The organism is Streptomyces sp. DH41, assembly GCF_029813785.1.
Classification (GTDB): domain Bacteria; phylum Actinomycetota; class Actinomycetes; order Streptomycetales; family Streptomycetaceae; genus Streptomyces.
Genome location: NZ_JARVKY010000024.1, coordinates 81,932 through 94,515, shown reverse-complemented (window position 1 = coordinate 94,515; position 12,584 = coordinate 81,932). Strand labels below are relative to the sequence as shown.

12 protein-coding genes are annotated in these 12,584 nt (G+C 73.0%); 10 read left to right on the top strand and 2 right to left on the bottom strand.

Annotation, left to right across the window (positions count from 1 at the left end):
• The first annotated feature begins 230 nt into the window (after positions 1 to 230).
• Both QC283_RS31355 and mycP read left to right on the top strand, forming a co-directional pair.
• Positions 231 to 1,214, top strand: a complete 984-nt coding sequence (locus QC283_RS31355) for a hypothetical protein (protein ID WP_279565111.1) — start codon at positions 231 to 233, stop codon at positions 1,212 to 1,214.
• 38 nt (positions 1,215 to 1,252) lie between these two features.
• Positions 1,253 to 2,437 (top strand): type VII secretion-associated serine protease mycosin, encoded by a 1,185-nt coding sequence (gene mycP, locus QC283_RS31350; RefSeq protein ID WP_279565159.1) that lies wholly within the window; start codon positions 1,253 to 1,255, stop codon positions 2,435 to 2,437.
• 89 nt (positions 2,438 to 2,526) lie between these two features.
• Here the strand turns inward: mycP and QC283_RS31345 are convergent, their stop codons facing one another.
• The gene (locus tag QC283_RS31345; protein WP_279565158.1) at positions 2,527 to 3,258 is read right to left on the bottom strand and encodes a serine hydrolase; all 732 of its coding nucleotides are present in this window, start codon (positions 3,256 to 3,258) and stop codon (positions 2,527 to 2,529) included.
• A 144-nt stretch (positions 3,259 to 3,402) separates the two neighbouring features.
• On the opposite strand from QC283_RS31345, the gene QC283_RS31340 reads away from it, so the two are divergent.
• Positions 3,403 to 4,209, top strand: a complete 807-nt coding sequence (locus tag QC283_RS31340; RefSeq protein ID WP_279565110.1) for an SseB family protein — start codon at positions 3,403 to 3,405, stop codon at positions 4,207 to 4,209.
• Here the strand turns inward: QC283_RS31340 and QC283_RS31335 are convergent.
• A complete protein-coding gene (locus tag QC283_RS31335) occupies positions 4,200 to 4,556 on the bottom strand; it encodes a DUF1844 domain-containing protein (protein ID WP_279565109.1) in 357 nt (118 codons plus the stop codon). The genes QC283_RS31340 and QC283_RS31335 overlap by 10 nt on opposite strands.
• A gap of 399 nt (positions 4,557 to 4,955) precedes the next feature.
• Here QC283_RS31335 and infC point away from each other — a divergent pair, with 399 nt between their 5' ends.
• The 7 genes from infC to pheT all read left to right on the top strand — a co-directional run bounded on the left by infC (position 4,956) and on the right by pheT (position 12,547).
• The gene (gene infC / locus QC283_RS31330) at positions 4,956 to 5,624 is read left to right on the top strand and encodes a translation initiation factor IF-3 (RefSeq protein WP_279565157.1); all 669 of its coding nucleotides are present in this window, start codon (positions 4,956 to 4,958) and stop codon (positions 5,622 to 5,624) included.
• 110 nt (positions 5,625 to 5,734) lie between these two features.
• The gene (gene rpmI, locus QC283_RS31325) at positions 5,735 to 5,929 is read left to right on the top strand and encodes a 50S ribosomal protein L35 (protein ID WP_003977225.1); all 195 of its coding nucleotides are present in this window, start codon (positions 5,735 to 5,737) and stop codon (positions 5,927 to 5,929) included.
• Between the two features lie 99 nt (positions 5,930 to 6,028).
• Positions 6,029 to 6,412 (top strand): 50S ribosomal protein L20, encoded by a 384-nt coding sequence (gene rplT / locus QC283_RS31320; protein WP_003977226.1) that lies wholly within the window; start codon positions 6,029 to 6,031, stop codon positions 6,410 to 6,412.
• Positions 6,413 to 6,619: 207 nt separating this feature from the next.
• Entirely contained in the window at positions 6,620 to 7,480 is an 861-nt protein-coding gene (locus QC283_RS31315) for a TrmH family RNA methyltransferase (RefSeq protein ID WP_279565108.1), read from the top strand.
• A 50-nt stretch (positions 7,481 to 7,530) separates the two neighbouring features.
• Positions 7,531 to 8,670 (top strand): sensor histidine kinase, encoded by a 1,140-nt coding sequence (locus QC283_RS31310; RefSeq protein WP_279565107.1) that lies wholly within the window; start codon positions 7,531 to 7,533, stop codon positions 8,668 to 8,670.
• Between the two features lie 233 nt (positions 8,671 to 8,903).
• A complete protein-coding gene (gene pheS, locus QC283_RS31305) occupies positions 8,904 to 10,025 on the top strand; it encodes a phenylalanine--tRNA ligase subunit alpha (RefSeq protein WP_279565106.1) in 1,122 nt (373 codons plus the stop codon).
• Complete coding sequence (gene pheT, locus QC283_RS31300; protein ID WP_279565105.1) at positions 10,025 to 12,547, top strand: phenylalanine--tRNA ligase subunit beta; 2,523 nt, start codon at positions 10,025 to 10,027, stop codon at positions 12,545 to 12,547. Before pheS ends, pheT begins: the two co-directional genes overlap by 1 nt.
• Positions 12,548 to 12,584: the final 37 nt, after the last annotated feature.

Below are 12,584 nucleotides of genomic sequence, written 5' to 3'. Positions count from 1 at the left end.
CGGCCGTCGGCCACCAGGCCCCGGGCGAGAGCGGTCGGTCACAGGCGGCCCGCACCACCGGGTCCCCGCCACACCGTACGGGCGCCCCCGCGAACTGCCCGCCTGGAGACACCGCCTCGCAGGCGGAACCGCCGCGGCGTCCGGCCGGTCCTCCCGGCCACCGCCCCGGCGTCCCCGCGGAGACCCCGTCCGAGACGACCAGACGCCTCCGGCCGATCCCTCCGGAGCCGGTGCCGGAGCCGGTGCGGGAACCGGAGTGGGAGCGGGAACCGGAGTGGGAGCGGCAGGAGCCGGGGCAGAAGGGGCGGCCGGCGGCCGAGTCGTCGGCCGGCTCCGTGGGCGCTCCCGACCCCGCCCTGTCCTGGAGCGCCCCCGTGGTGTCCGGTGACGGGCGGCCACGTGTGTCGTTCGGGGAGCCCGAGGGGTACGACGGGCTCGCCCGGCCGCGTCCGCTCGGTGGGCGGCTGCGGCCCCAGGCCGTCGCCGCGGCCGTCTGCCTCGTGCTCGGCATGGGACTCGTCACCGGTGCCGTCACCGGCAGCTGGCTCGCCGGCGACTCCGGGGACGGCGGCGCGCGCAGTGCGTTCACCGAGGCCGCGGGGCTGTGGCACAGCGTCCCGGTCGACCGGCTGTTCCCGCCCACCGTGCAGGGGCAGGGCGCCGGGCCCGGCGGCGCCGACCGCACCTGGACACGGGTCGCCGTCGCCCCCGACAGCGGCTGCGAGCGCGCCTTCGACCCGCTGCTGGCCAAGGTGCTCGAGCCGGCCGGCTGCCGGCGCCTGCTGCGCGCCACCTACACCGACGCCACCCAGAGCTACGTCACCACCGTGGGCCTGCTCTTCGCCAAGGCCGACGCCGCCGCCATGACCTCACTGGCGGGAAGGTTCGAGAAGGAGGGCCTGGGCCGCCGCGCCGACCTCATGCCGCTGCCGTACGCCGCGAAGGACACCGCCGCCGCCGGCTTCGGCGCCCGGCAGCGGGCCGCGTGGACCGTCTCCGTCCTCACCGACGCCCCCGTCGTCGTCTACGCCGTCTCCGGCTGGGCCGACGGCCGCGCCGTCGACGAGCCGGAACCCGCCGAGGAGGCCATGGAGCCCGGCGCCACCTCGGCCCCCGCCCAGGCCGGCCTCGGCCACGAGGCGCGGGGCCTCGCCGACCGCGTCGAACGCGCCCTGCGCAAGAACGTCGGCCCGGCCACGGAGCACCCGTCGTGAAACCCATCGGCACCGTCGTGCACCCCATCGGCACCGTCGTGAACACCGCCGGGACCCGGACCCGCAGGACAGCGGCCCTGAGCCTCCTCCTCGCCGCCGCCCTCGTCCTCGTCCCGGCACCCGCCGCGCACGCCGACGGCATCCGCGCCCAGCAGTGGGCCCTGGACGCCATGCACACCCAGGAGGCATGGCGCACCACCAAGGGCGCCGGCGTCACCGTCGCCGTCCTGGACACCGGCGTCGAGGCCGACCACCCCGATCTGGCCGGCAATGTCCTTCCCGGCAAGGACCTGGTCGGCTTCGGCGCGAGCGAGGGCGACCGTGAATGGGCCCGGCACGGCACCGCCATGGCCGGGATCATCGCCGGTCACGGCCACGGGCCCGGCGACTCCGAGGGGGTCATGGGCATCGCCCCCCAGGCGAAGATACTGCCGCTGCGCGTGATCCTGGAGGACGGCGACGACTCCCGCGCCAAGGCCCGCAAGACCCGCGGCAACGCCCTCGCCGAGGGCATCCGCTGGGCCGCCGACCACGGCGCCGACATCGTCAACCTCTCCCTCGGCGACGACTCCGCCTCCGCCCACCCCGAACCCGCCGAGGACGAGGCCATCCAGTACGCGCTGAAGAAGGGCGTGGTCGTCGTCGCCTCGGCCGGCAACGGCGGCGAGAAGGGCGACCACATCTCCTACCCGGCCGCCTACCCGGGCGTGATCGCCGCGACCGCGGTCGACCGCTACGGAACCCGCGCCTCCTTCTCCACCCGCCGCTGGTACGCCACGGTCAGCGCACCCGGCGTCGACGTGATCATCGCCGACCCCGACCACCGGTACTACGAGGGCTGGGGCACCAGCGCCGCCTCCGCCTTCGTCTCGGGTGCCGCCGCCCTGGTGAAGTCGGCCCATCCGGACCTCACCCCGGCCCAGGTCAAGAGCGTCCTGGAGGACACGGCCCGCAACGCCCCCGCCAAGGGCCGCGACGACTCCCGCGGCTACGGCTTCGTCGACCCCGCCGCCGCCATCGAGGCGGCCGGACGCCTGAAGCCCGAGGGACTGAAGGCGGCGGCGTACGGCGAGGAGTACTTCGGCTCCGGCCCGGACGCCCCCGCCTCCGACGACGACACGTCGGCCTGGGCGGCCCCGCTGGCCGGCGGCGCGGGCGGCGTCATGATCGTCGCGGCCGTCGTCCTGTGGCGGGGCCGCCGCGAACGCTACGACGACTTCTGACCGCGTGCGCCGCCGCCCGCTACGACGACTTCCGTCCCCGGCCGCCGCCGTCCGCTACGACGACTTCTGACCGCGTGCGCCGCCGCCCGCTACGACGACTTCCGTCCCCGGCCGCCGCCGTCCGCCCCGGCGAACACGGACACCGCCGCCTTCGCCGCCGCCTCGGTCAGTGAGACCCCCTCCGCCAGGGTCGCGCTGCCCCGAGACAGCACCGCCAGCAGGTGGTCACGGCCACCCGACGTGACCCGCCCGATGCTGTTGACCACCCACAGCCCGGTGGTGCCGCGCCGCAGCCAGCCGTTCTTCAGCGCCCACGCCGCACCGTCACCCCCGTCGGCCGCCGCCGACACCCCCCACCGCTGACCGTCGGCGATCCGCCCCATCAGCCCCCGCACGTACGCCCGTGAGGCCGCGCTCAGTACCGAGCCGTCCGCCAGGAACACCTGGCGCAGCAGCGCGACCTGGTCGGCGGCCGTGGTCTGCGTCAGCCCCCACAGCGGGCCGTCCCCGCCCTCGGTTCCCGTGAGCCCGAAGCGTCTGTTCGCGGCGTCGAGCCCGTCCGCCGTCCCGATGGCCCGCCACAGCGCCGACGCCGGGTCGTTGTCGCTGTTTCCGATCATGGCGAGCGCGTACGCCTTCTCCTCGGAAGTCAGGACCCGCCCCGCGTCCTGCGCCGCCAGCAACAGCGCCGCCAGGATGTCGACCTTGACGATGCTCGCCGTGTCGAAGACACCCGCGCCATGCGAGGCGCTCTCGCCCGAGGCCGCGTCGAGCACCGCCACCGACACCTCGACGCCGTCCGCCACGGCCACCGGCGCCATGGCCGCGGCCAGCAGCGCGTCGCGGTCCACTACCGGCCCGACCGTCTCCACCGATGCCTCCCCGCCCACGGGTACCGAGGCCGACGACGATACGACGCCGCCCGCACCCGGGCGCGCGTGCGCCCCCCGATAGGCTCGGGGACCGTGGCGAACAAGAACATCCCCGACTCCGGCTACTCCGACGACGACGGCTCCGCCGACCCCCGGCTGAGCGCGGCGCTCGCCGCCTGGGCCGAGGACCGCACCGCTCTGGCGCCCGTGCTGGAAGCGCTGAAGGGGGCCCGGCTGCTCGTGCCGGTCGTGGCCGTCCTCGGTGAGGTCGAAGAGGACGAGAACGGGCTGCGCCGCGAGAAGACGAGCGACATGGCGGTGCCGACCCTGAAGGCCGGCGGCCGTACCGCCCTGCCCGCCTTCACGTCCACCGACTCGCTCGCCCGCTGGGACCCCGGCGCCCGCCCCGTCGCCGTACCCGTGCACCAGGCGTTGCGGGCCGCCGCGCACGAGAAGGCGGACACGGTCGTACTGGACCTGGCCGGGCCGGTGCCGTTCGAGCTGACCGGAAAGGTGCTGCTGGCGCTGGCCGAGGGCCGTACGACGACCGATCCGCTCGCCGACCCGGCCGTCACCCGGGCCGTACGCGCCGCCGTGGCCGCCGAGCCGGCCGTGCTCCGCGCGCACCTCGGGCCGGGACCGGCGGACGGCACGCTGGCGCTGCTCCTGGACCCCGCGGTGGACGGGGCGAAGGCCGCCCGGGACGTCGCCGGGCGACTGGCCGCCGACGAAACGCTGAGGGCCCGCCTGGAGCGCGGCCTCGACCTGGCACTGCTGCCGGCCGGGGCGACGCCGCCGGGCGAGCCCTTGTACGTGCGGGATCAGCTCTGGGTCAGCTCAGACGGTGACGCCGACGGTCACGATGACGGCTCAGCCGTAGAGACGACGGCTCAGCCGTAGATCGGGCCGGTGTACTTCTCGCCCGGACCCTGGCCCGGCTCGTCCGGGACGAGCGACGCCTCGCGGAAGGCCAGCTGGAGCGACTTCAGGCCGTCGCGCAGCGGAGCCGCGTGGAAGGAACTGATCTCGGTCGCCGTCGCGTCGAGCAGACCGGCCAGCGCGTGCACCAGCTTGCGGGCCTCGTCCAGGTCCTTGTGCGACTCGCCCTCCTCGGTCAGGCCCAGCTTCACGGCGGCGGCGCTCATCAGGTTGACGGCGACCGTCACGATCACCTCGACCGCCGGGACCTCGGCGATGTCGCGGGTCATGGCGTCGAAGTCGGGCGTCTCAGGAGGGGTCTCACTCATGCCGCACACGATAGGGCCCCGCACCGGCACTCTTGACAGCAGGAGGGGCGGGCGACACCGGTTAGCGCACGCGTTCCGGAGCTGCTAACCTTGTGTAACGACCGGTCGGACACGCACGCCCCCACGGCAGCGAGCCCGGCCCACAAGTGGAGGCTCCGAACTCCCACCTGGCCGTCCCACGGACGGCGGGTCACCGGTCAGGCGGTCCCGTCCCAGCGGCGGCGACCGGCCCGAAATCGCGCCCCGCGGCCATCGCGGCGGTGCTCCGGTAGTAGTCCGAGGAGCCCCGCCTGTGATCGTCCGGGGCATTTTTGTTGCGCCGGCGCGGTTAGGTCTATCGAACACAGACGTTACGCGGCTGTCCGCCAGACCGTCGCGTGGTGCTACCGAGGAGGATCCATCAGCGCCGAGCCCCGCATCAACGACCGGATTCGCGTTCCCGAGGTGCGACTTGTCGGTCCCAGCGGCGAGCAGGTCGGGATTGTCCCGCTTGCCAAGGCCCTGGAGCTTGCGCAGGAGTACGACCTCGATCTCGTCGAGGTCGCGGCGAACGCCCGTCCGCCCGTGTGCAAGCTCATGGACTACGGGAAGTTCAAGTACGAGTCGGCCATGAAGGCCCGTGAGGCGCGCAAGAACCAGGCGCACACGGTCATCAAGGAGATGAAGCTCCGGCCGAAGATCGACCCGCACGACTATGACACCAAGAAGGGTCACGTCGTCCGGTTCCTCAAGCAGGGCGACAAGGTCAAGATCACGATCATGTTCCGTGGTCGCGAGCAGTCCCGGCCGGAGCTCGGCTACCGACTGCTGCAGCGTCTCGCGGAGGACGTGGCCGACCTCGGGTTCATCGAGTCGAACCCGAAGCAGGACGGCCGGAACATGATCATGGTCCTCGGTCCGCACAAGAAGAAGACCGAGGCGATGGCCGAGGCTCGCCAGGCGCAGGAAGCCCGCAAGGCGGACGCGAAGGCCAACCCCGGCAAGTCGCAGAACGCCGCGGAGTCCGACGACGACGTGGAAGCCGAGGCTCCTGCCGAGGTGCAGGCCGAGGCTCCCGCCGACGCGTGACCCCCGGGGACACCGTCCCCAGGACGTAACCGATACAAGAGCGACGCTCCATCCGTGCCCGGTTTCACGACCGGGCATCGGAGCGCCACCGACGAGGAGAGAACGGCGCTATGCCGAAGAACAAGTCGCACAGCGGTGCCAGCAAGCGCTTCAAGATCACCGGCTCCGGCAAGGTGCTCCGTGAGCGCGCCGGCAAGCGCCACCTGCTCGAGCACAAGTCGTCCCGTGTGACGCGTCGCCTCACCGGCAACGCCGAGATGGCCCCGGGCGACGCCGCGAAGATCAAGAAGCTTCTCGGCAAGTGACGTCGCGGCGCCTCACTGAGCGCCGTACGTCAGGACCGGGACCCAATCGATACCGGGCCGCGTGAGGACCACCGCGGCCCCGCTACAAGGAGTTAAAAAGTGGCACGCGTCAAGCGGGCAGTCAACGCCCACAAGAAGCGCCGGGCGATCCTCGAGCAGGCCTCCGGCTACCGCGGTCAGCGTTCGCGCCTGTACCGCAAGGCCAAGGAGCAGGTCACCCACTCGCTGGTCTACAACTACAACGACCGCAAGAAGCGCAAGGGTGACTTCCGCCAGCTGTGGATCCAGCGCATCAACGCCGCTGCCCGCGCCAACGGCATCACGTACAACCGCTTCATCCAGGGCCTGAAGGCCGCCAACGTCGAGGTCGACCGCAAGATCCTCGCCGAGCTGGCCGTCAACGACCCGAACGCGTTCGCCGCGCTCGTCGAGGTCGCCCAGAAGGCGCTGCCGAGCGACGTGAACGCGCCGAAGGCCGCGTGACGCCGCGCCGGTTCTGAGCCGTCGTCGAAGGGACCCGCAGGCTTGAAGCCTGCGGGTCCCTTCGATTGCCGTCGTTCGGTTCGTCGTCCACCGCGGGCGCGTTGTGGCTGGTCGCGCCCACGCGGCGGAGCCGCACGGGGCTACAGCCCCGCGCCCCCCGGGGGCGCGTTGTAGTTCCCGTCGATCAAAACGTGAAGGTGAGCAAGAGTGCGACCCGCCAGCCCCGAGCTGATCTCTCCCCGTTCTCCCCGTGTCGCCGCCGCGCGGCGGCTCGGGAAGCGGAACTTCCGGGGCAAGGAGCGGCTGTTCCTCGCCGAGGGGCCGCAGGCCGTGCGGGAGGCGGCGGCGCACCGGGCCGACGACGCCGCCACGCTCGTCGAGGTGTTCGCCACAGTCGAGGCCGCCGAGCGCTACGCCGACATCATCGGCGCCGCCCGCGACGCCGGCGCCCGCGTCCACCTCGCCGCCGAGCAGGTGATCGAGGACATCTCCACCACCGTCACCCCGCAGGGCCTGGTCGGGGTGTGCCGGTTCCTGGACACCCCCTTCGACGAGATCCTCGCCGCCCGCCCGGCGCTCGTCGCCGTCCTCGCCAACGTCCGCGACCCCGGCAACGCCGGCACCGTGCTGCGCTGCGCCGACGCCGCCGGCGCCGAGGCCGTCGTGCTCACCGACGCCTCCGTCGACCTGTACAACCCCAAGGCCGTACGCGCCTCCGTCGGCTCCCTGTTCCACCTCCCCGTCGCCGTCGGCGTACCCGTCGAGCGGGCCGTCGCGGGCCTGAGGGACACCGGAGTGCGCGTCCTCGCCGCCGACGGCGCGGGCGAGCACGACCTCGACGCCGAGCTGGACGAGGGCACCATGGGCGGCCCCACCGCCTGGGTGTTCGGCAACGAGGCCTGGGGGCTCCCGGAGGAGACCCGCGCCCTCGCCGACGCCGTCCTGCGCGTCCCGATCCACGGGAAGGCCGAGAGTCTGAACCTCGCCACCGCCGCCGCCGTATGTCTCTACGCGTCGGCGCGTGCACAGCGCGCCGCCGGAGGGTGCCGCTCCGTCACCGAGAGCTAGTAGGGTGACCAGCTCAAGGCCCCTGCGCGGTTGAGAGGTGGGGTACGGGGATGAGCGTCGGCACGAGCAGCGCACCGGGAGCACGGCAGGCGCCGCGTCCGCCCGCGCCCCGCACACCCGGCGATCTCGCCGACCTCGGCATCGACCCGGACCAGCTGCCCGACGGTCTGGTCGTCGCGGACGAGCACGGCCGCGTCATCTGCTTCAACGCCGCCGCCGCCCGCATCACCGCCACCCCCGCCGCCGAAGCCCTCGGGCAGCGCCTGGAGAAGGCCCTGCCCCTGGAGGATCTGGAGGGCCGGCGCTGGTGGCAGCTGACCGACCCCTACGGTGGCCTCGCCATCCGCGTCCGCCAGCCCGAGCGCAACCTCCTCCTCCCCGGCGGCCGCGAGGTCCTCGTCTGCGCCCGCTACGTCCGCACCGAGCCCACCGGCCCCGTCCACCGCGTCGTCGTCACCCTGCGGGACACCGAGGCACGCCGCCGTACCGAGCGCAGCCACGCCGAGCTGATCGCCACCGTCGCCCACGAACTGCGCTCCCCGCTCACCTCCGTCAAGGGCTTCACGGCCACGCTGCTGGCCAAGTGGGAGCGGTTCACCGACGACCAGAAGCGGCTCATGCTGGAGACCGTCGACGCCGACGCCGACCGCGTCACCCGGCTCATCGCCGAACTGCTGGACATCTCACGCATCGACTCGGGCCGCCTCGAGGTCCGCCGCCAGCCCGTCGACATCGGCGCCGCCGTCGGCCGCCACATCCAGGCCTACGTCGCCGCCGGCCAGGAGGCCGACCGCTTCCTGCTCCGCCTCGGCCGGCCGCTGCCCGACCTGTGGGCCGATCCCGACAAGGTCGACCAGGTACTGAGCAACCTGCTGGAAAATGCCGTGCGGCACGGCGAGGGAACCGTCACCATTGACGTCACGCCCACGGCGTCCCCCCGCGAAGGGGAGGAGGCCGGCACGTCGGTCACGGTGAGCGACGAAGGGGCCGGCATCCCGGAGGAGTCCATGAACCGCGTCTTCACCCGTTTCTGGCGGGGCAGCAAGCGCGGTGGCACCGGCCTCGGGCTGTACATCGTCAAGGGCATCGTCGAGGCCCACGGCGGCACCATCACGGTCGGCCGTGCCCCCGGCGGCGGCGCCCAGTTCCGATTTACGTTGCCCGTGGCGGCTCCCGCGTATCTCACCTGAGACGGTCCGGGACCCCACGGGCGCATTCGCCTTCCTTCACCCCGTTAGACTCGGCCTCTGGCACCTTTGTGTCCTGCAGGCGGAGACGCTCGGACGGAGACGATCGGACGGAGACGCTCCGTCACGGAGATGCCGCGTCACACGGACGCTTCGTCCACGAGCCGGTGACGGGGACCATCAGCACGGGGCACCTCCCAGCGACAGCTGGGGGACAATCGGAAGCACGGGAAGAGATGTCGGCACCGAATAAGTCTTACGACCCTGTCGAGGTCGAGGCGTTGAAACCGGAAGAGATCGAGCGCATGCGGGACGAGGCGCTCGCCGCCTTCGCCGCAGCGAGCTCCCTCGACGCGCTCCAGGAGGCCAAGGTCGCCCACACCGGCGGCACCTCCCCGCTGGCGCTGGCCAACCGAGAGATCGGCGCCCTGCCCCCGCAGGCCAAGGCCGAGGCCGGCAAGCGCGTCGGCATGGCCCGCGGCGCCGTGAACAAGGCGCTGGCCACTCGCCAGGAGGAGCTGGAGGCCGAGCGTGACGCGCGCGTCCTGGTCGAGGAGGCCGTGGACGTCACGCTGCCCTACGACCGCGTACCGGCCGGCGCCCGCCACCCCCTCACCACGCTCTCCGAGCGCATCGAGGACGTCTTCGTCGCCATGGGCTACGAGGTCGCCGAGGGCCCCGAGGCCGAGGCCGAGTGGTTCAACTTCGACGCCCTGAACATCGGCCCGGACCACCCGGCCCGCGGCGAGGCCGACACCTTCTTCGTCGAGGGCCCGGGCGGCGGCACCGAGTCCGGCGTCGTGCTGCGCACCCACACCTCGCCCGTGCAGATCCGCTCCGCGCTCGCCCGCGAGCTGCCGGTCTACGTGATCTGCCCCGGCCGCGTGTACCGCACCGACGAGCTGGACGCCACGCACACCCCGGTCTTCCACCAGGTCGAGCTGCTCGCCATCGACGAGGGCCTGACCATGGCCGACCTCAAGGGCACCCTGGACCACATGGTCCAGTCGCTCTTCGGCGCGGAGATGAAGACCCGGCTGCGGCCGAACTTCTTCCCCTTCACCGAGCCGTCCGCCGAGATGGACATGCTCTGCTACGTCTGCAAGGGCGCGTCCGTCGGCAACCCCGACCGGCCCTGCCGCACCTGCTCCAGCGAAGGCTGGATCGAGCTCGGCGGCTGCGGCATGGTCAACCCGCGGGTGCTCACCGCCTGCGGCGTCGACCCGGAGAAGTACAGCGGCTTCGCCTTCGGGTTCGGCATCGAGCGGATGCTGATGTTCCGCCACAACGTCGAGGACATGCGAGACATGGTCGAGGGTGACGTGCGCTTCACCCGGCCGTTCGGGATGGAGATCTGATGCGGGTCCCGCTTTCTTGGCTGCGGGAGTACGTCGACCTGCCGGCCACGCAGACCGGCCGCGACGTCCAGGCCAAGCTCATTTCGGCCGGACTCGAGGTCGAGACCGTCGAACACCTCGGTGCCGACCTCAAGGGCCCCCTCGTCGTCGGCCAGGTGCTGACCATCGAGGAGCTGGAGGGCTTCAAGAAGCCGATCCGCTTCTGCACCGTCGACGTCGGACAGGCCAACGGCACCGGCGAGCCCCAGGAGATCGTCTGCGGCGCCCGGAACTTCGCCGTCGGCGACAAGGTCGTCGTGGTCCTCCCCGGCGCCACCCTGCCGGGCGGCTTCTCGATCAGCGCCCGCAAGACCTACGGCAAGACGTCCCACGGCATGATCTGCTCCGGCGACGAGCTGGGCATGGGCGACGACGGCACCCACGGCATCATCGTGCTGCCGCCGGAGACCGAGGTCGGCAAGGACGCCATCGAGCTGCTGGAACTGGTCGACGAGGTCCTGGACATCGCGGTGACCGCCAACCGAGGCGACTGCCTGTCCATCCGCGGCGTCGCCCGCGAGACCGCCATCGCCTACGGCCTGCCGCTGCGCGACCCGGCCCTGCTCGACGTGCCAGGACCGAACGCCTACGGCTACCCGGTGAAGATCGCCGATCCCACCGGCTGCGACCGCTTCACCGCCCGCACGGTGACCGGCCTCAGCACCGAGGCACGCTCCCCGATCTGGCTCCAGCGCCGGCTGCAGAAGGTCGGCATGCGCCCGATCTCGCTCGCCGTCGACGTCACCAACTACGTGATGATGGAGCTCGGCCAGCCGCTGCACGCCTACGACCGCTCCCTGGTCCAGGGCACCATCGGCGTACGCCGGGCCGAGGAGGGCGAGAAGATCGTCACCCTCGACGGCACCGAGCGGAAGCTGCACGCCGAGGACCTCGTCATCACCGACGACCGCGGCCCGATCGGCCTCGCCGGCGTCATGGGCGGCGCCAACACGGAGATCGCGGACCACGACGCCGCCGAGAACGGGGGCGACGCGACGACCGACGTGGTCATCGAGGCCGCCCACTTCGACCAGGTGGCCATCGCCCGCACCGCCCGCCGCCACAAGCTCTCCTCCGAGGCCTCCCGCCGCTTCGAGCGCGGCGTCGACCCGCAGGCCGCCGCCGCTGCCGCGCAGCGCACCGTCGACCTGCTGGTGCTGCTCGCGGGCGGCACCGCCGAGGCCGGGGTCACCGAGATCAGCGCCCCGTCCGCGCCGCACACCATCAGCGTCCCGGCCGACCACCCGGACAAGGTCGCGGGCGTGGAGTACGGCCGCGAGACCGTCGTACGCCGCCTGCAGCAGGTCGGCTGCGACGTGTACGGCCAGGACGAGCTGATCGTCACCGTCCCGTCCTGGCGGCCCGACCTCACCGACCCGAACGACCTGGCCGAAGAGGTCATCCGCCTGGAGGGCTACGAGAACCTGCCCTCCACGCTGCCCAGGCCCCCGGCGGGCCGCGGTCTGACCTCCCGGCAGCGGCTGCACCGCCGTGTCGGCCGCGCGCTGGCCGGCGCCGGTTACGTCGAGGCGCCGAACTACCCGTTCGTCAGCGAGCGGGTCTTCGACCAGCTCGGGCTGGACGCCGACGACCCGGCCCGCCGCGTCGTCAAGCTGGTCAACCCGCTCAGCGACGAGGAGCCCGCGCTGCGGACCACGTTGCTGCCGGGCCTGCTCGGCGCGCTGCGCCGCAACGACGGGCGGGGCGCACACGACCTCGCGCTCTTCGAGACCGGCCTGGTCTTCCACCCGCGTGACGAGCGGAAGATCGCCGCCAACCTGCCCGTCGACCGGCGCCCCGGCGAGGACGACCTCGCCGCGCTGGACGCCGCGCTTCCCGACCAGCCGCGGCACGTCGCCGTCGTCCTGACCGGCGCCCGCGAGCAGGCCGGCTGGTGGGACAAGGGCCGTCCGGCCGACTGGGCCGACGCGGTCGAGGCCGCCCGGACCGTCGCCCGCGAGGCCGGTGCCGAACTGGGCACCCGCAAGGGCCAGTACGGCCCCTGGCACCCGGGCCGCTGCGCCGAGCTGACGGTCACCGTCGACGGCGCCGAGCGGGTCGTCGGACACGCCGGTGAGCTGCACCCGCGCGTCCTCAAGACGCTGGGGCTGCCCGCGCGGACCTGCGCGATGGAGCTGGACCTCGACGCCGTGGAGCGGGTCGGCGACGACACTCCGCAGGCGCCGGGCATCTCCACGTTCCCGGTGGCCACGCAGGACGTCGCCCTGGTGGTCGACGAGTTCGTGCCGGCGGCGGAGGTCGAGGCGGCGCTGCGCGAGGGCGCGGGTGAACTGCTGGAGTCCATCCGGCTGTTCGACGTCTACGACAACGCGGAGCAGCTGGGCGAGGGACGCAAGTCCCTGGCGTACGCGCTGCGCTTTCGCGCGGGGGACCGGACGCTGACGGTCGACGAGGCCTCCGCGGCCCGCGATGCGGCGGTCGCCCTCGCGGGCGAGCGTGTTGGAGCGGTGCTCCGGAGCTGACGGTCCGCCCAAGGGGCGTGGGGTTCCCGCCGGTTCG